Consider the following 18817-nt stretch of genomic DNA (forward strand, 5'->3'; position numbering starts at 1 on the left):
GAATTCTGGAGTGTTTGATGGCCACCTATCATCTTGATGCGCGACTGGCTCAGGATATCGTTGCCCGCACCATGAAAATTATCGACAGCAATGTCAATGTGATGGATGCGCGCGGCCGCATTATTGGCAGTGGCGATCGCGAGCGTATTGGCGAATTGCACGAGGGCGCGCTGCTGGTGCTGTCACAGGGCAGGGTGGTTGATATTGACGAAGCGGTGGCTAAACACCTGCACGGCGTGCGGCCGGGCATCAATTTACCGCTGCGCATTGACGGCGACATCGTCGGCGTGATTGGCCTCACCGGCCAGCCCAGCACGTTACGCCATTACGGCGAGCTGGTGTGCATGACGGCAGAGATGATGCTGGAACAGGCGCGCCTGCTGCATATGCTGGCGCAGGACAGCCGCCTGCGTGAGGAGCTGGTGCTGAACCTGATCCGCAGCGATACGCTGTCGCCAGCGCTGAACGAATGGGCGCAGCGACTGGGCATCGATCTCAATCAGCCGCGCGTGGTGGCGGTGGTGGAAGTGGACAGCGGACAGCTGGGGGTCGACAGCGCGATGTCGGAACTGCAGCAATTACAGACGCTGCTGACCACGCCCGATCGCGACAACCTGATCGCCATTGTTTCGCTCACCGAAATGGTGGTGCTGAAGCCAGCGCTGAATGCACATGGCCGTTACGATCAGGACGATCATCGCCGCCGCGTCGATCAACTGCTGCAGCGCATGAAAGAGAGCGGTCAGGTGCGGATGCGCATCGCGCTCGGCAATTTCTTTACCGGGCCCGGCAGCATTGCGCGCTCTTACCGCACCGCCCGCACCACCATGATGGTGGGCAAACAGCGCATGCCGCAGCAGCGGAGCTTCTTCTATCAGGATCTGGTGCTGCCGGTGCTGCTGGATAGCCTGCGCGGCGGCTGGCAGGCCAGCGAGCTGGCACGTCCGCTGGCTAAGCTGAAGAGCATGGACAATAACGGTTTGCTGCGGCGCACGCTGGTTGCGTGGTTCAGCCATAACGTGCAGCCGAGCGCCACGGCGCGCGCGCTGTTTATTCATCGCAATACGCTGGAGTACCGCCTGAACCGCATCTCGGAACTGACCGGCCTTAATCTGGCGAACTTTGACGATCGGCTGCTGTTGTATGTGGCGCTGCAGCTTGATGAGCAGGCATAAAAAAGGCCAGCAGCGGCTGGCCTGAGAAGCGGCGGGGATTAGCGACCGTTGCGGGTCAGCTGATCGAGATCGGATTCGATTTCCGCGATTTTGTTCGACACCACGTTCTCCAGATGGCGCAGATCGGCGAGGATTTTGCGCTTCAGATCTACCTCAACCTGATCGCGCTGGCAGATCTGATCCAGTTCGTCGATCACGTAACGCAGGTTAGGGCTGATTTCCTGAATCTCTTTATAACCCTGGGTGGTGTGATCGGCCACCACGGTTTTGCGCTGACGCGGGTATTTAAACTTCACGCTTTTGGCGAAGAACTCGCCCTTGTCTTTGCGGAAGTAGATTTTCAGGATGTCGTTGTTGGCTTCCTGACGCAGGCTGTAGCGGTCAATGTCTTCAGGATTGCTGATACCTAAGCTTTTCAGGTTGTCGTACATAGCGTTTATATTCCATCTGAGAGTGAGTGAGCGCGCAGGATTATCATCATCATTCGGCTGCGTAATAAGCGCAACGAACCGAACGCTTACGGCATACTTAATCAACTGTAGACACAAAAACCGGGATGAACAGTGCGCGACCGGAGTTAACTGGCGCGGATTATGACCTGTTTGAAAAACAAACGCACCTGTTAATTCGCGGCGCGAAACAGGTAATGGCGGCAGGAGTGTAAAGAAAAAATGACGGGCCTGAATACAGGCCCGTGGGTTTGGAAATAAGCGGGAAGAAAAAACTTAATCGATGGTACGCAGCAGTTCGTTGATGCCGGTTTTTGCCAGCGTTTTCGCGTCAACTTTCTTCACGATCACCGCACAGTACAGGCTGTAGCTGCCATCTTTAGACGGCAGGTTACCGGAAACCACCACCGAACCCGCCGGTACGCGGCCGTAGTGCACTTCACCGGTTTCGCGGTCATAAATTTTAGTGCTCTGGCCGATGTAAACGCCCATGGAGATCACCGAACCTTCTTCGACGATCACGCCTTCAACGATCTCAGAACGGGCACCGATAAAGCAGTTATCTTCAATGATAGTTGGATTGGCCTGCAGCGGTTCCAGTACGCCGCCGATGCCGACGCCGCCGGACAGGTGCACGTTTTTACCAATCTGCGCACAGGAGCCGACAGTGGCCCAGGTATCAACCATCGTGCCTTCATCGACATACGCGCCGATGTTGACATAGGACGGCATCAGCACGGTATTGCGCGCGATGAATGCACCCTGACGCACTGCGGCCGGTGGCACGACGCGGAAGCCGGCGCTTTTAAAGCGCGCTTCATCCCAGCCGGCAAATTTCATCGGCACTTTGTCGTAGAAGCGGGTTTCTGCCCCGTCGATCACCTGGTTGTCGTTGATACGGAACGACAGCAGTACCGCTTTTTTCAGCCACTGATGCGTTACCCATTCGCCGTTGATCTTTTCTGACACGCGCAGTTCACCGCTGTCCAGCAGGCCAATCACCTGGTTGATCGCTTCACGGGTGGCGCTGTCCACGCTGGTCGGCGTAATGTCGGCGCGGCGTTCAAAGGCAGATTCGATAACGCTCTGTAACTGTTGCATATTTAATTCCTGAGTCTGTCATTGCGGATGCACGCCAGCTGGCGTGCAGAGTAAAATTATCGGGCAAACATCCTTCATGCTGCAGAACGGTGGCGCGCCTATCGGAGCGAGATCCACGGATGGGCCGGGTCACCAGGCCAATGCATCGGCAACGTGAAGAATGGAAGCCGGGTCACATTTTATCGTTTGGATTAAGTACCTCTGTCAACCGTTGTTGCAGCACGGAGCGCATTTCGGCATCCAGCGCACGTCGTTCGCTGTTGGCAAGGATGAACAAATCCTCCACCCGTTCGCCGATGGTACTGATGCGGGCGCCGTGCAGCGAAACACCGAGGTCAGCAAACACTTCGCCGACGCGCGCCAGCAAACCGGGCTGGTCCAGCGCCACCAGCTCCAGATAGCTGCGGCGGTCGGTATGGGTGGGCAAAAAGTTGACTTCGGTATCGACGCTGAAGTGTTTCAGACGTGACGACGGCCGGCGCGTACGCGGTGGCACCCACTGCGTTTGGGTGATCGCCTGCTCCAGCGCCTGAATAATCAGCGGATGACGATCCGCTGCCAGCGGACTGCCGTCCGGCTCCAGCACAATAAAGGTGTCCATGGCCATGCCGTCGCGGCTGGTAAAGATCTGCGCATCGTGCACGCTCAGATTACGGCGGTCGAGCTCTCCGGCTACGGCGGCAAACAGGTAAGGGCGATCCGGGCTCCAGATGAATATCTCGGTGCCGCCGCGCGTGGCCTGCGGGCTTACCAGCACCAGCGGTTTGCTAAGGTCATGGTTGATCAGATGCCGCGCGTGCCACGCCAGCTGGTTGGGCGTATGGCGCAGGAAGTAGTCGGCGCGGCAGCGGCTCCAGATATGATGCAGGCGCTCTTCGTTGAGATTTTCCATGCGCAGCAGCGCCAGCGCCTGCAGCCGGTGATGACGCACGCGCTCGCGCAGATCCGGGCTGTTCTCCATACCGCGGCGCAGCTGTTTTTCGGTGGCGAAGAACAGCTCACGTAGCAGGCTCTGTTTCCAGCTGTTCCACAGGCTTTCATTGGTGGCACAGATGTCGGCAACCGTCAGGCAGGCCAGATAGCGCAGCCGGTTTTCATTTTGCATCACTTCAGCAAACTGCTGAATCACCGTGGGGTCCTGAATGTCGCGACGCTGAGCAGTCACCGACATCAGCAGGTGATGACGCACCAGCCAGGCCACCAGCTGCATTTCGCGCGAATTGAGGCCATGCAGCTCAGCAAAGTCCAGCGCGTCCTGCGCGCCGAGAATCGAGTGGTCACCACCGCGCCCTTTGGCGATATCGTGCAGCAGCGCGGCCATCAGCAGCAGCTCCGGCTGCGGCAGACGCGGCCACAGCTCGACGCACAGCGGGTGCATCGGGCGCGTGGCTTCGTCGGCAAAACTTTCCAGCTTCTGCAACACGCGGATGGTGTGCTCATCCACGGTGTAGGCGTGGAACAGGTCGAACTGCATCTGGCCGACAATGTTGCCCCACAGCGGCGTATAGGCCCACAGTACGCTGTGGCGATGCATCGGCAGCAGCGCGCGCTTTACCGCGCCTGGATGGCGCAGAATCGCCATAAAGGTGCGGCGCGCTTCGGGGATCTGACACAGCGGCTGTTGCAGATGACGGCGGGCGTAGCGCAGCTGGCGCAGCGTGGTGGAATAGATGCCGGTGATGGTTTCGTTACGCACCATCACGTAAAACATGCGCAGAATCGCCTGCGGCTCGCGCTCAAACAGCGTGGGATCGCGCAGGTCAATCAGATTACCGCGCAGCTGAAAATCCTCATCGATGCTGCGCGGCTTCTCGGTGGTCGACAGCGCCAGAATGGCTTCGTCAAACAGCTGCAGCAGCATCTGGTTCAGCTCGCCGATACGGCGCGTGACGCGATAGAAATCTTTCATCATGCGCTCAACCGGCTCATTGCCTTCGCCGCCATAGTTGAGGCGCTGTGCCACGTTGAGCTGACGATCGAACAGTAAGCGGTTATCGTAGCGCGGCAGCGTCAGGTGCAGCGCGAAACGGATGCGCCAGAGAAATTCCTGGCACTCATTAATCTCATTGCGTTCGGCTTCAGTGAGAAAGCCAAAGCCGACCATCTCATCCATGGTGGTGGCGCCAAAGTGGCGGCGCGCGACCCACTGCAGAGTATGAATGTCGCGCAGCCCGCCCGGGCTGCTTTTGATATCCGGTTCGAGGTTGTAGCTGGTACCGTGATAACGCTGATGGCGTTCCAGCTGTTCCTCAATTTTGGCAGCGAAGAAGCGTGACGACGGCCAGAAACCGTCGCTGAAGATATTCTTTTGCAGTTCGAGAAACAGCGCCACGTCGCCGGTCAGCATGCGCGACTCAATCAGATTGGTGGCGACGGTGAGATCCGACAAGCCCTCCAGCAGACACTCCTCCAGCGTGCGTACGCTGTGGCCGACCTCCAGCTTGAGATCCCACATCAGCGTCAGCAATTCTGAGGTGCGCTGCGCGGCAGCTTCGTCCAGTGGCTGACGGCTCAGGATCAGCACGTCGATGTCCGACAGCGGATGCAGCTCACCGCGGCCATAGCCGCCCACCGCCACCAGCGCGATCTCTTTCATCTGGTCAAAGCCAAACAGTCGCCATAGCCGGCGCAGCAGGCGATCGATAAACAGCGTGCGCGCATCAATCAGCGATTCGATATCGCTGCCGGCGTCAAAAGCGCTGCCCAGATGCTGCTGAAACTGTTCAAGATACTGTTTGAGTTTGTCGCGCGTCAGCGCGTCGTCTGGCCAGCTGGCGGGGGAATCGGTCAGGCCTTTGTGTACTGCTTCGGTCACGCTACCACTCATCAACATGCCTCTTCTGCGCCATAAAAGCGGGCTTAACGCCGTGATGCCGTTCAGTTAGCCACCGTCCGTGACATCACCGCAGTAGCGGCGCGGGTTAACGCGCAACTGATGGCGCCGCTACGGGAGGTGCAGGGATGGGTGAACCTAAACTGACAGGCGTTCGTTTTGAGCCGGCCTGTTATCCTGATGACGAGCGTTACGCGTTGTTTTCCAGCACCGCTGGAATAGTGTCGTCTGCGCGCAGCGTCAGGATTTCACAGCCGTTTTCCGTCACCACAATAGTATGCTCATACTGTGCGGACAAGCTGCGATCTTTGGTTTTCACCGTCCAGCCATCTTTCATGGTGCGGATGCGATAATCACCGGCGTTTACCATCGGTTCGACGGTAAATGTCATGCCAGCCTGCAGCACCACGCCGCTGTCGTCGGCATCGTAATGCAGCACCTGCGGCTCTTCATGGAAGCCTTTACCGATGCCGTGTCCGCAATACTCGCGAACCACGGAAAAATCCTGTGCTTCCACGTATTTCTGAATCGCCCGGCCCAGTTCACGCAGGCGAATGCCCGGCTTCACCAGACGCAGCGCAATGTACAGGCTCTCCTGCGTAACCCGGCACAGGCGCTCACCCTGAATCGTCGGTTTGCCGACGATGAACATCTTTGACGTATCGCCATGGTACTCATCTTTGATCACCGTGACGTCGACGTTAACGATATCCCCGTCTTTCAGCACGCGATCGTCGCTGGGAATACCGTGACATACCACTTCGTTGACCGAAATACACACTGATTTCGGGAAACCGTGGTAGCCGAGACAGGCTGAAATGGCCTGCTGCTTTTCGGTGATGTGCTGGTGGCACAGACGGTCGAGCTCGCCGGTGGTGACGCCCGGCACGACGTGTGGAGCGATCATCTCCAGCACTTCTGCAGCCAGACGGCCCGCCACGCGCATTTTTTCGATTTCTTCTGGGGTTTTGATTGAAATGGCCATTAAATAATCCGCAATTGCCGCAATTTTCGACAATAATGAGTTCTGTGGCAGTCATGTTAGCAGTCAGCAAATGGGCTGCCAAATCGGGATTACAGCCTGCCGCTCATGCTAACAACTGTTGGCGTATTCCTGCGCATTGTGGTATAAAGCGCGCCGACGATTCTCTGTCACCTCGTATGAGAGGGCAGGAAACGCATAAATCTCATTATGTGTACTAAAACACACATGTATCGACACGTACGCCGGGGTGCCTCGTAAGAGGTCGGTTGTATGGGATACATGGAGGCCCAACCCCAAACAAACTTTTAGAGGTAATCATGGCAACTGTTTCCATGCGCGACATGCTCAAGGCTGGTGTTCACTTCGGTCACCAGACCCGTTACTGGAACCCAAAAATGAAGCCATTCATTTTCGGTGCGCGTAACAAAGTTCACATCATCAACCTTGAGAAAACCGTACCAATGTTCAACGAAGCCCTGGCTGAGCTGAACAAGATCTCTTCCCGTAAAGGTAAGATTCTGTTTGTTGGTACCAAGCGCGCTGCTGCCGAAGCGGTAAAAGAGTCTGCACTGAGCTGCGACCAGTTCTTCGTTAACCACCGCTGGCTGGGTGGTATGCTGACCAACTGGAAAACCGTTCGTCAGTCAATCAAACGCCTGAAAGATCTGGAAACTCAGTCTCAGGACGGTACTTTCGACAAACTGACCAAGAAAGAAGCACTGATGCGTGCTCGTGAGCTGGCCAAGCTGGAAAACAGCCTGGGCGGTATCAAAGATATGGGCGGTCTGCCGGATGCACTGTTCGTTGTTGACGCTGACCACGAACACATCGCAATCAAAGAAGCAAACAACCTGGGTATCCCGGTATTTGCTATCGTTGATACTAACTCTGATCCAGACGGCGTTGATTTCGTTATCCCAGGTAACGACGATGCGATCCGTGCTGTAAGCCTGTACCTGACTGCCGTTGCCACTACCGTGCGCGAAGGCCGTTCACAGGACCTGGCTGAGCAGGCTGAAGAAGCTGCTGAAGCTTAATAAGGTTCGCTCTTTCTGAGAGCCCTTAGACATCAGATGTGATCTGTTAAGGGGCCGTGAAGGCCCCTTTATTTATCTCACTTAGTCACGCACCCTGTTCGGGCTGGCGGGGCAAGTAAATTTTCCGCAACAAGTTTCTGACAGTGTGAAAGCACTGCGAGACGAATCGAGGATTCTGGAATGGCTGAAATTACCGCTGCACTGGTAAAAGAACTGCGCGAGCGTACTGGCGCAGGCATGATGGACTGCAAAAAAGCGCTGACCGAAGCGAACGGCGACATTGAGCTGGCGATCGAGAACATGCGTAAGTCTGGTGCGATCAAAGCTGCTAAGAAAGCAGGCAACGTGGCTGCTGACGGCGTGATCAAAACCAAAATCGCTGGCGACTATGGCGTGATTCTGGAAGTGAACTGCCAGACTGACTTCGTAGCAAAAGATGCCGGTTTCCAGGCCTTTGCTGACAAAGTGCTGGATGCTGCTGCTGCCGGTAAAGTGACTGATGTGGAAGTTCTGAAAGCGCAGTTCGAAGAAGAGCGCGTGGCACTGGTTGCGAAAATCGGTGAGAACATCAACATCCGTCGTGTTGCTGTCCTCGAAGGCGCAGAGCTGGGTAGCTACCTGCACGGCGCGCGTATCGGCGTTCTGGTTTCAGCGAAAGGCGCTAACGAAGATCTGATCAAACAGATCGCGATGCACGTAGCAGCGAGCAAGCCTGAATTCGTTAAACCAGAAGACGTTTCTGCTGATGTGGTTGAGAAAGAGTACCAGGTTCAGCTGGACATCGCGATGCAGTCTGGCAAGCCAAAAGAGATCGCAGAGAAGATGGTTGAAGGCCGCATGAAGAAATTCACCGGCGAAGTCTCTCTGACCGGTCAGGCTTTCGTTATCGACCCAAGCAAAACTGTTGGCCAGGCGCTGAAAGAGCAGGGCGCTGACGTGATCAACTTCATCCGCTTCGAAGTGGGCGAAGGCATTGAGAAAGTCGAGTCTGACTTTGCAGCCGAAGTTGCTGCCATGTCCAAACAGTCTTAATGGTTTGCAGGAACCGCCGAGAGGCGGTTCTTTTTTGTCTGCGTTTTGGCGCAGCAATTTTCAGTCTCATCCCAATAGCTTTTCTCACGCGCTAAGCGGATGATCGATCAGATTTAACTTCTCATTCATCTTATCTTCCAGGAAGAATTGACCATGGCGACCAACGCAAAACCTGTATATCAACGTATCTTACTGAAACTGAGCGGCGAAGCACTGCAGGGTGCCGAAGGTTTTGGTATCGACGCGAGCGTGCTTGACCGTATGGCGCAAGAGGTGAAAGAGCTGGTTGAGCTGGGCATTCAGGTGGGTGTGGTAATTGGTGGCGGTAACCTGTTCCGTGGCGCGGGTCTGGCGCAGGCAGGTATGAACCGCGTGGTCGGCGACCACATGGGGATGCTGGCGACCGTGATGAACGGCCTGGCAATGCGTGACGCACTGCATCGTGCGTACGTCAACGCGCGCCTGATGTCGGCGATTCCGCTGAACGGCGTGTGTGATAACTACAGCTGGGCAGAAGCCATCAGCCTGCTGCGTAATAACCGCGTGGTGATCTTCTCTGCCGGTACCGGCAACCCGTTCTTTACCACCGACTCAGCGGCCTGCCTGCGCGGCATCGAAATCGAAGCGGACGTGGTACTGAAAGCTACCAAGGTCGACGGCGTCTACTCAGCCGACCCGGTGAAAAATCCGGATGCCACGCTGTATGAACAGCTGACCTACGGTGAAGTGCTGGAAAAAGAGCTGAAAGTGATGGATCTGGCCGCCTTTACGCTGGCGCGCGACCATCAACTGCCGATCCGCGTCTTCAATATGAACAAGCCTGGCGCGCTGCGTCGCGTAGTGATGGGTGAAAAAGAAGGCACCCTGATTACGCATTAATACCCGACGCAGGATAAAATAAGGTATATTCTGTTGGCGCGCTGCACTGCTGTCGCGCAGCATTCAGGATGATCGATGTTTATCGATACCGTTTCCGTTCCGCTGCGTCCGGAAGTGGCCAGGTCAAACCGAATCCAAGGGTTTCAACGTGATTAACGATATTAAAAAAGATGCTGAAACGCGCATGGACAAATGCGTGGAAGCATTCAAAAACACCATCAGCAAAGTGCGCACCGGTCGTGCTTCGCCTTCACTGCTCGACGGCATCGTTGTGGAATATTACGGTACGCCAACGCCGCTGCGTCAGCTGGCCAGCGTCACCGTTGAAGATTCACGCACGCTGAAAATCAACGTGTTCGATCGCTCAATGGGTCCGGCAGTCGAGAAAGCCATCATGGCTTCTGACCTCGGCCTCAACCCAAGCTCAGCCGGTAGCGACATTCGTGTTCCACTGCCTGCGCTGACCGAAGAGCGTCGTAAAGATCTGATCAAGGTTGTGCGTGGCGAAGCCGAGCAGGGCCGTGTTTCCGTGCGCAACGTGCGCCGTGACGCGAACGACAAGATCAAGGCGCTGCTGAAAGACAAAGAGATCAGCGAAGACGACGAACGTCGCTCGCAGGACGAGATCCAGAAAATGACCGACGTTCGCATCAAGCACGTTGATGCGGCGCTGGCCGAGAAAGAGAAGGAACTTATGGAATTCTGATTCCGTCATTTGCCTGACAAAACGCCGTTCAGAGACGTAGTACGACTCTGGCGGCGTTTTACATTGTGCCCGGCGTACGCGCGGGCGCGCACCACGACTTCACAGGGACAGCACCATGAAGCGATTAACTCTGCTGGGTTCGACCGGCTCAATTGGCACCAGCACGCTGGCGGTAGTGGCGGCGCATCCTGAACGCTATCAGGTGACTGCGCTGGTGGCAGGTCAAAATGTGGCGCTGATGGCCGAACAGTGTCAGCAATTTAAACCGCGCTACGCGGCGATGTCCGACGACGCTTCCGCTGCGGCGCTGCGTGAACGACTGAAAGCACTCAACATCGATACGGAAGTGCTCTCCGGCGTTCAGGCCGCCTGCGAACTGGCCGCACTGGATGAGGTCGATCAGGTAATGGCCGCCATTGTGGGCGCTTCCGGCTTACAACCGACGCTGGCCGCCATTCGCGCCGGCAAAACCGTCCTGCTTGCCAATAAAGAATCGCTTGTCACATGCGGCCGTTTGTTTATGGAGGCGGTACGCCAGCATCAGGCGCAGCTGCTGCCGGTCGACAGCGAGCACAACGCCATTTTTCAGAGTTTGCCCGCTTCCATACAGCATCAGTTGGGGTACGCTGATCTGCGGGAGAATGGCATCGAGTCGATTCTCCTTACGGGATCGGGTGGCCCTTTTCGTGACACGCCATTAGCCGAGCTGGCTGCTATGACGCCAGATCAGGCCTGTGCGCATCCGAACTGGTCAATGGGGCGTAAAATCTCCGTTGATTCGGCCACCATGATGAATAAAGGTCTTGAATACATTGAAGCCCGCTGGCTGTTCAACGCCACCGACGCACAAATGGAAGTCATCCTGCATCCGCAGTCGGTGATTCACTCCATGGTGCGATACTGCGACGGTAGCGTGCTGGCACAGCTGGGTTCACCCGATATGCGCACGCCAATCGCCCACAGCATGGCCTGGCCGGCACGTATTACCGCAGGCGTAACGCCGCTTGATTTTACCCGAATGAAGGCGCTGACGTTTGCTGAGCCGGACTACGCACGCTATCCCTGCCTGAAGCTGGCAATCGATGCATGCGCAACCGGACAGGCGGCCACCACCACGCTGAACGCAGCCAATGAAGTCGCGGTAGCGGCATTTCTGCAGCATCAGATTCGCTTTACCGATATCGCGGCCATCAACAGTGAAGTGCTGGCAACCCTGCAGTGTCAGGAGCCGGGCAGCGTGGATGACGTGATGGAGATTGATCGGATCGCACGCGTGCGGGCTACGGCGTTGCTGCCGCGCTTTCGTTTAGCCGGTTGATGGTGGCGCTATTTGTTCGCTCAGGGTGAAAATGGTATAGTCGCTCGCTCGCGTTTTACGGCCCGACATTGTTTCGATGTCATCCGGTGAGGTTACCGGCGTTTGCCGCAGGCGCAATGTATTCAGAAACTACAGCATTTCTGATGAAAGGAATTATTACGCGTTATGTCGTCCAACAATCACAATACAATCGATGACGGGTCGTACTGCACGCCACGTCACGTGGCCATCATTATGGATGGTAATGGTCGCTGGGCAAAAAATCAGGGCAAACTGCGTATTTCAGGCCACAAAGCCGGGGTAAAATCAGTACGCCGGGCCGTCAGCTTTGCGGTCAGCAACAAGCTGGAAGCGCTCACGCTCTATGCGTTCAGCAGTGAAAACTGGAGCCGACCGGTACAGGAAGTGACGGCCTTAATGGAATTGTTTGTCTGGGCGCTCGACAGCGAAGTCAAAAGCCTGCACAAGCACAATGTGCGTCTGCGCATTATTGGTGATATCAGCCGTTTCAATAACCGCATTCAGGAACGCATTCGCCGCGCCGAGGAACTGACTCAGCAAAATGATGGACTCACCCTCAACATTGCTGCCAACTATGGCGGCCGTTGGGATATTATCCAGGGTGTAAAAAAACTGGCTGAACAGGTTCAGGAAGGACTGCTACGTCCTGACCAGATAACTGAAGAAAGTCTGGCTCCGCATCTGTGTATGCAGGAGCAAGCGCCGGTGGATTTAGTGATAAGGACCGGGGGAGAGCATCGGATCAGCAACTTCCTGCTGTGGCAGATCGCCTATGCTGAGTTTTGGTTTACCGATGTTCTCTGGCCTGATTTTGATGAACACGTTTTTGAAGGTGCACTGAATGCATTCTCTCTGCGGGAGCGACGCTATGGCGGCGCTGCACCAGGCGGCGCCTGAGCAACCTGGGGGTAACCTTTGCTGAAGTCTCGTCTGATCACCGCGTTTATTCTGATTCCGCTGGTGATCGCTGCTCTGTTTTGGTTGCCGCTGTCCGGTTTTGCGATTACCACCATCATCATCTGCATGCTTGCCGCCTGGGAGTGGGGGCAGCTGGCGGGTATGGCGACGCGTCAGCAGCGTATCTGGCTGGCGGTGCTGTGCGGCCTGCTGCTGGCGGTGATGCTCTTCACCCTGCAACCCTATCAACGCAATCTGCACCAGCTTCAGATGGAGAGCTCGCTCTGGGCCTCGCTGGGCTGGTGGATTGTCGCGCTGTTTCTCGTGCTGTTCTATCCGGCCTCGGCTGCGCTGTGGCGCGCATCGCGTCCGCTGCGCCTGCTGTTTGGCGTGCTGACCGTGGTGCCGTTCTTCTGGGGCATGATGGCGCTGCGTCAGTATCACTACGATACCGATCACTTCGCCGGCGCCTGGTGGCTGCTGTTCGTAATGTTCCTCGTCTGGGGCGCGGATTCCGGCGCCTACATGTTTGGTCGTCTGTTTGGCAAGCACAAGCTGGCACCGAAGGTTTCACCGGGCAAAACCTGGGAAGGCTTCTTTGGCGGATTGCTCTCTTCCGCGATTATCGCCTGGCTGTTTGCGCTGCTGGCGCCGCTGTCGGTGGCGCCGGGCACGCTGATTATCTGTGCGGTGATTGCCACGCTGGCCTCGGTGCTGGGCGATCTGACCGAAAGTATGTTCAAACGTGAAGCCGGTATCAAAGACAGCGGTAACCTGATTCCGGGCCACGGTGGTATCCTCGATCGCATTGATAGCCTGACAGCTGCCGTGCCGGTTTTTGCCTGCCTGCTGCTGCTGGTGTTCCGCACCCTCTGAGGATAAGCGACAATGTTGAGCATACTCTGGAGTTTTGTCGCCTTTATCGTGGCGCTCGGCGTGCTGATTACCGTGCACGAGTTCGGCCACTTCTGGGTGGCGCGTCGCTGCGGTGTCAAAGTAGAACGCTTCTCGATCGGCTTCGGTAAAGCGCTGTGGCGCCGTACCGATCGTCAGGGCACGGAATATGTGATTGCGCTGATTCCGCTCGGTGGCTACGTCAAAATGCTGGATGAGCGCGTCGAGAGCGTGCCGGCAGAGCTACGTCATCAGGCCTTCAACAATAAAACCGTGCTGCAGCGTGCTTCAATCATTGCCGCCGGTCCCATCGCTAATTTCATCTTTGCCGTATTCGCTTACTGGGTGGTTTTCATCCATGGCGTACCGGGTGTGCGTCCGGTCGTCGGCGAAATAGTGAACGGTTCCGTCGCGGCCGAAGCGCAAATTACCTCCGGTATGGAACTTAAAGCGGTTGACGGTATCGAAACGCCTGACTGGGATGCTGTGCGCCTGGCGCTGATCGGCAAGATCGGTGACAGCAACGCCACGCTGACCGTGTCGCAGTTTGGTCAGCAGGCGACGCAGCAGAAGCAGCTGGATCTGCGCGACTGGCAATTTGAACCGGACAAACAGGACCCGGTGGTCGCTTTAGGTATTCGACCGCGCGGGCCGCAAATTGAAACCACGCTGGCAGAAGTGCAGGCGCGTTCACCGGCAAGTGCTGCCGGTTTGCAAGCCGGCGACAGGATCGTTAAAGTCGATGGTCAGCCATTAACGCAATGGCAGGTTTTTGCGGCTCAGGTTCGGGATAACCCCGGCAAAAACATGGCGCTGGAAGTCGAACGTAACGGTGAACCGTTAACGCTGACGCTAACGCCGGAAGCCAAGCCGGGCAATGCAGCGGAAGGTTTTGCGGGGGTGATACCGCGCGTGATCCCGCTGCCGGATGAGTACAAAACGGTAAAACAGTACGGGCCTTTTGCCGCTATCGGTGAAGCCGGTGTCAAAACCTGGCAACTGATGAAGCTGACGGTTTCGATGCTGGGCAAGTTGATAACCGGGGACGTCAAGCTGAATAACCTGAGCGGGCCAATTTCGATTGCGCAGGGTGCCGGGTTATCAGCCGAATACGGGGTGATTTACTACCTGATGTTCCTCGCGCTGATTAGTGTCAACTTAGGGATCATCAATCTGTTCCCTCTGCCGGTTTTAGATGGTGGGCATTTGCTCTTTCTGGCGATCGAAAAGATCAAAGGTGGACCAGTGTCCGAGCGAGTTCAGGACTTCAGTTATCGTATCGGCTCAATTCTGCTGGTGCTTTTAATGGGGCTTGCACTTTTCAATGATTTCTCTCGTCTGTAATCGCTGGAACGCAGACAGGCGCGGGATGTGTTAGGAAAACGCATAACAACGATGGCGATGAAAAAGTTGCTCATAGCGTCGCTGCTGTTTAGCAGCGCCACCGTTTACGGTGCAGACGATTTCGTAGTGAAGGACATTCATTTCGAAGGTCTACAGCGAGTCGCCGTCGGCGCGGCTCTGCTCAGCATGCCGGTACGCGTCGGTGATACGGTGAATGATGATGACATCAGAAACACCATTCGCTCACTGTTCGCTACCGGTAACTTTGAAGATGTCCAGGTTCTGCGTGACGGCACCACCCTGATTGTTCAGGTGAAGGAACGTCCGACCATTGCCAGCATCACCTTCTCCGGTAACAAAGCGGTGAAAGAGGATCAGCTGAAGGAGAACCTTGAGGCCTCCGGTGTGCGCGTCGGCGAAGCGCTTGACCGCACCACGCTCTCTTCCATCGAGAAGGGGCTGGAGGACTTTTACTACAGCGTCGGTAAATATACCGCCAGCGTCAAAGCCATCGCGACGCCGCTGCCGCGTAACCGTGTCGATCTGAAATTCGTCTTCCAGGAAGGCGTATCGGCCAAGATCCAGCAGATCAACATTGTCGGCAACAAAGCGTTCAGCTCAGACGAACTGATCTCCCGCTTCCAGCTGCGCGATGAAGTGCCGTGGTGGAACGTGGTGGGCGATCGTAAATACCAGAAACAGAAACTGGCGGGCGATCTCGAAACCCTGCGCAGCTTCTATCTGGATCGCGGTTATGCGCGTTTCAATATTGATTCCACGCAGGTGAGCCTGACGCCGGACAAGAAAGGCATCTACATCACCGTCAACATCACTGAAGGCGATCAGTACAAGATTGCCGGCGTGATCGTCAACGGCAGCATGGCGGGCCACTCGGCGGAAATTGAGCACCTGACGCAGATTCCTAACGGTGAGCTGTATAACGGCACCAAAGTCACCCAGATGGAAGATGACATCAAGAAGCTGCTGGGCCGTTATGGCTACGCCTATCCACGCGTGGTGACGCAGCCGGAAATCAACGATGCGGATAAAACCGTTAAGCTGCACATCAACGTTGATGCCGGTAACCGTTACTACGTGCGTAAAGTGCGTTTTGAAGGTAACGATACTTCGAAAGATGCCGTACTGCGCCGCGAAATGCGTCAGATGGAAGGCGCATGGCTGGGCAGCGACCTCGTCGATCAGGGCAAAGAGCGCCTGAACCGTACCGGTTACTTCGAAACCGTGGACGTTGATACCCAGCGCGTTCCGGGCTCGCCAGACCAGGTTGACGTGGTTTACAAAGTCAAAGAGCGTAACACCGGTACCTTCAACTTTGGTGTGGGTTACGGTACGGAGAGTGGCGTCAGCTTCCAGGTTGGCGTGACCCAGGAGAACTGGCTCGGCACCGGTAATACCGTCGGCATCAGCGGTACCAAGAACGACTACCAGACCTACGCAGAATTCTCACTCACCGATCCGTACTTCACGGTGGACGGTGTGAGCCTCGGCGGCCGCCTCTTCTACAACGACTTTAAAGCGGATGATGCTGATCTCTCCGACTACACCAACAAAAGTTACGGTGTGGACGGGACGCTCGGCTTCCCGGTTAACGAAAACAACACGCTGCGCGTCGGCTTAGGTTATGTGCACAACGACCTGTCCAACATGCGTCCGCAGGTGGCGATGTGGCGTTACCTTGACTCGGTGGGGCGTCATCAGGGGCTGAATGATGACGGTGATTTCTCTGCGGATGACTTCACCTTCAACTACGGCTGGACGTACAACACGCTCGATCGTGGTTTCTTCCCGACGCGCGGTAACCGTACCAACCTGAACGGTAAAGTGACCATTCCGGGCTCGGATAACTCGTTCTATAAAGCGACGCTGGACACCCAGCAGTACGTGCCGCTGAACCGTGATGGCACCTGGGTGGTGCTGGGTCGTGGCCGTGTTGGCTACGGTGACGGACTCGGTGGCAAAGAGATGCCGTTCTATGAGAACTTCTACGCCGGCGGTTCCAGTACCGTGCGTGGCTTCCAGTCCAACACCATTGGTCCGAAAGCCGCTTACCTGAACGATCGCTCGTCGAGCTGTAATCTGACCGATCCGGACGGCATCTGTAAGTCTGACGATGCGGTGGGCGGTAACGCCATGGCGATTGCCAGCCTTGAGCTGATTACGCCAACGCCGTTCCTGAGCGAGAAATATGCAAACTCAGTACGTACCTCGGTATTTATGGATGCCGGTACCGTCTGGGATACCAAGTGGCAGAACACCGCGGAAACCCGCGCGGCGGGCATTCCGGACTACAGCGACCCGAACAACATTCGCGTCTCTGCCGGTCTTGCGCTGCAGTGGATGTCGCCACTTGGACCACTGGTGTTCTCCTACGCACAGCCAGTGAAGAAAGTCGAGGGAGACAAAGCAGAACAGTTCCAGTTTAACATCGGTAAAACCTGGTAAGGTTCTGAGCACGGAAGCAGAGTCGTAGTACGGCATCGCGCCGGCGCCAGACGGGAGCCGGACGATGCCAACACTGTGTCGCTGACACAAACGTTGATGGTAAGGAGTTTATAGTGAAAAAGTTGTTGTGTGCCGCAGGTCTGGGTCTTGCTTTAGCGGTTTCCGCGGGCGTTCAGGCTGCTGACAAAATTGCAGTGGTAAACGTGTCCAGCATTTTCCAACAGTTACCGCAACGTGCGACCGTTGCTAAACAGCTGGAAAACGAATTCAAGGGCCGTGCTACTGAGCTGCAGAGCCAGGAGCGCGATCTGCAGACTAAAATGCAGAAACTGCAGCGTGATGGTTCAACCATGAAGGCCAGCGACCGCAGCCGCATGGAAAAAGACATCATGTCACAGCGCGAAGCATTCTCGACGAAAGCGCAGGCTTTCGATCAGGATAACCGCCGTCGTCAGATGGAAGAGCGTAACAAACTGCTGAGCCGTATTCAGGACGCAGTGAAGAAAGTGGCGGACAGCGAAGGGTATGACGTGGTAATCGACGCCAATGCCGTTGCCTATGCTTCTAACGCGAAAGACATTACTGCTGACGTGCTGAAACAGGTTAAATAATCGATGTCATCAATTCGACTGGCTGATTTAGCCCAGCAGTTGGATGCAGAATTGCACGGAGATGGCGATATCGCCATCTCCGGCATTGCTTCTATGCAATCCGCCACCCCTGGTCAAATCACTTTTCTTGCCAACAGCCGCTACCGCGAGCAGCTCGCACAGGTTCAGGCCTCAGCCGTGGTGCTGACGGAAGCGGATCTGGAGTGGTGTAAAACCGCCGCGCTGGTGGTGAAAAACCCTTACCTGACTTATGCCCGCATGGCACAACTGCTGGACACCACGCCGCAGCCCGCGCAAAATATCGCGCCCAGCGCCGTGATTGATCCGAGCGCGAAGCTGGGGAACAATGTCTCGGTGGGCGCTAACGCGGTCATCGAGTCCGGCGTTGAGTTGGGTGATGACGTGGTGATTGGCGCCGGCTGCTTTGTCGGCAAGCGCACGCGCATTGGCCGTGGTTCCCGTTTGTGGGCCAACGTTACGGTTTATCATGAGATCCAGATTGGTCAGGATTGTCTGATTCAGTCTGGCACCGTGATTGGTGCCGATGGTTTCGGTTATGCTAACGACCGCGGCAACTGGGTGAAAATTCCTCAGCTGGGCACCGTGGTGATTGGCGATCGGGTAGAAATTGGTGCCTGTACCACGATCGATCGCGGTGCGCTGGATAACACTCTGATCGGCAATGGTGTTATCATAGACAACCAGTGTCAGATTGCGCATAACGTCGTGATTGGTGATAACACCGCGGTTGCCGGTGGTGTGATCATGGCGGGTAGTCTGAAGATTGGGCGTTACTGTATGATTGGCGGAGCCAGCGTCATTAACGGCCATATGGAAATCTGTGACAAAGTGACGGTAACCGGCATGGGCATGGTCATGCGTCCCATCACAGAGCCTGGGGTATACTCATCGGGTATCCCGCTGCAACCCAACAAAACCTGGCGTAAAACGGCAGCGCTGGTGATGAACATCGATGACATGAGCAAACGCTTAAAAGCCATCGAACGCAAGGTCGGCAAAGACGACTGAGCACATCCCGGCTCTACCCGCTTTCATAATAAAGCAGCGTACC

16 protein-coding genes are annotated in these 18817 nt (G+C 56.1%); 12 read left to right on the plus strand and 4 right to left on the minus strand.

The window, feature by feature from the left end; all coding sequences use genetic code 11:
- The first annotated feature begins 17 nt into the window (after window positions 1–17).
- The gene (locus tag OXR61_RS08600) at window positions 18–1175 is read left to right on the plus strand and encodes a CdaR family transcriptional regulator (protein ID WP_021507495.1); all 1158 of its coding nucleotides are present in this window, start codon (window positions 18–20) and stop codon (window positions 1173–1175) included.
- Window positions 1176–1213: 38 nt separating this feature from the next.
- Here the strand turns inward: OXR61_RS08600 and OXR61_RS08605 are convergent, their stop codons facing one another.
- The 4 genes from OXR61_RS08605 to map form a co-directional block, all read right to left on the minus strand.
- Complete coding sequence (locus OXR61_RS08605; protein WP_010616197.1) at window positions 1214–1606, minus strand: DUF3461 family protein; 393 nt, start codon at window positions 1604–1606, stop codon at window positions 1214–1216.
- A gap of 294 nt (window positions 1607–1900) precedes the next feature.
- On the minus strand, window positions 1901–2725 hold the full coding sequence (dapD, locus tag OXR61_RS08610) for a 2,3,4,5-tetrahydropyridine-2,6-dicarboxylate N-succinyltransferase (protein WP_021507493.1): 825 nt from the start codon (window positions 2723–2725) through the stop codon (window positions 1901–1903).
- A gap of 172 nt (window positions 2726–2897) precedes the next feature.
- Window positions 2898–5552, minus strand: coding sequence for a bifunctional uridylyltransferase/uridylyl-removing protein GlnD (gene glnD / locus OXR61_RS08615; protein ID WP_021507492.1), 2655 nt, complete (start codon window positions 5550–5552; stop codon window positions 2898–2900).
- A 196-nt stretch (window positions 5553–5748) separates the two neighbouring features.
- On the minus strand, window positions 5749–6543 hold the full coding sequence (gene map / locus OXR61_RS08620; protein ID WP_021507491.1) for a type I methionyl aminopeptidase: 795 nt from the start codon (window positions 6541–6543) through the stop codon (window positions 5749–5751).
- A 317-nt stretch (window positions 6544–6860) separates the two neighbouring features.
- Between map and rpsB the strand changes: the two genes are divergently transcribed.
- From rpsB to lpxD, 11 genes are all read left to right on the plus strand, one after another.
- A complete protein-coding gene (gene rpsB / locus OXR61_RS08625; protein WP_031279692.1) occupies window positions 6861–7580 on the plus strand; it encodes a 30S ribosomal protein S2 in 720 nt (239 codons plus the stop codon).
- 180 nt (window positions 7581–7760) lie between these two features.
- Window positions 7761–8612, plus strand: coding sequence for a translation elongation factor Ts (gene tsf, locus OXR61_RS08630; RefSeq protein WP_021507489.1), 852 nt, complete (start codon window positions 7761–7763; stop codon window positions 8610–8612).
- Between the two features lie 153 nt (window positions 8613–8765).
- Window positions 8766–9491, plus strand: coding sequence for a UMP kinase (gene pyrH / locus OXR61_RS08635; RefSeq protein WP_010616191.1), 726 nt, complete (start codon window positions 8766–8768; stop codon window positions 9489–9491).
- A gap of 148 nt (window positions 9492–9639) precedes the next feature.
- On the plus strand, window positions 9640–10197 hold the full coding sequence (gene frr / locus OXR61_RS08640) for a ribosome recycling factor (protein ID WP_021507488.1): 558 nt from the start codon (window positions 9640–9642) through the stop codon (window positions 10195–10197).
- A gap of 115 nt (window positions 10198–10312) precedes the next feature.
- Window positions 10313–11515 (plus strand): 1-deoxy-D-xylulose-5-phosphate reductoisomerase, encoded by a 1203-nt coding sequence (ispC, locus tag OXR61_RS08645; RefSeq protein ID WP_021507487.1) that lies wholly within the window; start codon window positions 10313–10315, stop codon window positions 11513–11515.
- A 165-nt stretch (window positions 11516–11680) separates the two neighbouring features.
- On the plus strand, window positions 11681–12433 hold the full coding sequence (ispU, locus tag OXR61_RS08650; RefSeq protein ID WP_021507486.1) for a (2E,6E)-farnesyl-diphosphate-specific ditrans,polycis-undecaprenyl-diphosphate synthase: 753 nt from the start codon (window positions 11681–11683) through the stop codon (window positions 12431–12433).
- Between the two features lie 18 nt (window positions 12434–12451).
- Window positions 12452–13309: a phosphatidate cytidylyltransferase gene (gene cdsA, locus OXR61_RS08655; protein ID WP_021507485.1), complete on the plus strand. Its 858-nt coding sequence runs from the start codon at window positions 12452–12454 to the stop codon at window positions 13307–13309.
- A gap of 12 nt (window positions 13310–13321) precedes the next feature.
- Window positions 13322–14671, plus strand: a complete 1350-nt coding sequence (gene rseP, locus OXR61_RS08660) for a sigma E protease regulator RseP (protein WP_021507484.1) — start codon at window positions 13322–13324, stop codon at window positions 14669–14671.
- Between the two features lie 51 nt (window positions 14672–14722).
- A complete protein-coding gene (gene bamA, locus OXR61_RS08665; RefSeq protein ID WP_021507483.1) occupies window positions 14723–17134 on the plus strand; it encodes an outer membrane protein assembly factor BamA in 2412 nt (803 codons plus the stop codon).
- 113 nt (window positions 17135–17247) lie between these two features.
- Window positions 17248–17745 (plus strand): molecular chaperone Skp, encoded by a 498-nt coding sequence (gene skp / locus OXR61_RS08670; RefSeq protein ID WP_021507482.1) that lies wholly within the window; start codon window positions 17248–17250, stop codon window positions 17743–17745.
- 3 nt (window positions 17746–17748) lie between these two features.
- A complete protein-coding gene (lpxD, locus tag OXR61_RS08675; protein ID WP_021507481.1) occupies window positions 17749–18774 on the plus strand; it encodes a UDP-3-O-(3-hydroxymyristoyl)glucosamine N-acyltransferase in 1026 nt (341 codons plus the stop codon).
- Window positions 18775–18817 lie beyond the last annotated feature (43 nt).

The organism is Pantoea sp. GM_Pan_4, assembly GCF_026541005.1.
In the GTDB taxonomy this organism is placed as follows: Bacteria; Pseudomonadota; Gammaproteobacteria; order Enterobacterales; family Enterobacteriaceae; genus Pantoea; species Pantoea dispersa.

Bases quoted from the DNA above. Each gene is read 5' to 3' on its own strand.
- OXR61_RS08600 (WP_021507495.1), top strand. From the start codon at position 18: ATGGCCACCTATCATCTTGATGCGCGACTGGCTCAGGATATCGTTGCC.
- OXR61_RS08605 (WP_010616197.1), bottom strand. From the start codon at position 1,606: ATGTACGACAACCTGAAAAGCTTAGGTATCAGCAATCCTGAAGACATT.
- dapD (WP_021507493.1), bottom strand. From the start codon at position 2,725: ATGCAACAGTTACAGAGCGTTATCGAATCTGCCTTTGAACGCCGCGCC.
- glnD (WP_021507492.1), bottom strand. From the start codon at position 5,552: ATGAGTGGTAGCGTGACCGAAGCAGTACACAAAGGCCTGACCGATTCC.
- map (WP_021507491.1), bottom strand. From the start codon at position 6,543: ATGGCCATTTCAATCAAAACCCCAGAAGAAATCGAAAAAATGCGCGTG.
- rpsB (WP_031279692.1), top strand. From the start codon at position 6,861: ATGGCAACTGTTTCCATGCGCGACATGCTCAAGGCTGGTGTTCACTTC.
- tsf (WP_021507489.1), top strand. From the start codon at position 7,761: ATGGCTGAAATTACCGCTGCACTGGTAAAAGAACTGCGCGAGCGTACT.
- pyrH (WP_010616191.1), top strand. From the start codon at position 8,766: ATGGCGACCAACGCAAAACCTGTATATCAACGTATCTTACTGAAACTG.
- ispC (WP_021507487.1), top strand. From the start codon at position 10,313: ATGAAGCGATTAACTCTGCTGGGTTCGACCGGCTCAATTGGCACCAGC.
- ispU (WP_021507486.1), top strand. From the start codon at position 11,681: ATGTCGTCCAACAATCACAATACAATCGATGACGGGTCGTACTGCACG.
- rseP (WP_021507484.1), top strand. From the start codon at position 13,322: ATGTTGAGCATACTCTGGAGTTTTGTCGCCTTTATCGTGGCGCTCGGC.
- bamA (WP_021507483.1), top strand. From the start codon at position 14,723: ATGGCGATGAAAAAGTTGCTCATAGCGTCGCTGCTGTTTAGCAGCGCC.
- lpxD (WP_021507481.1), top strand. From the start codon at position 17,749: ATGTCATCAATTCGACTGGCTGATTTAGCCCAGCAGTTGGATGCAGAA.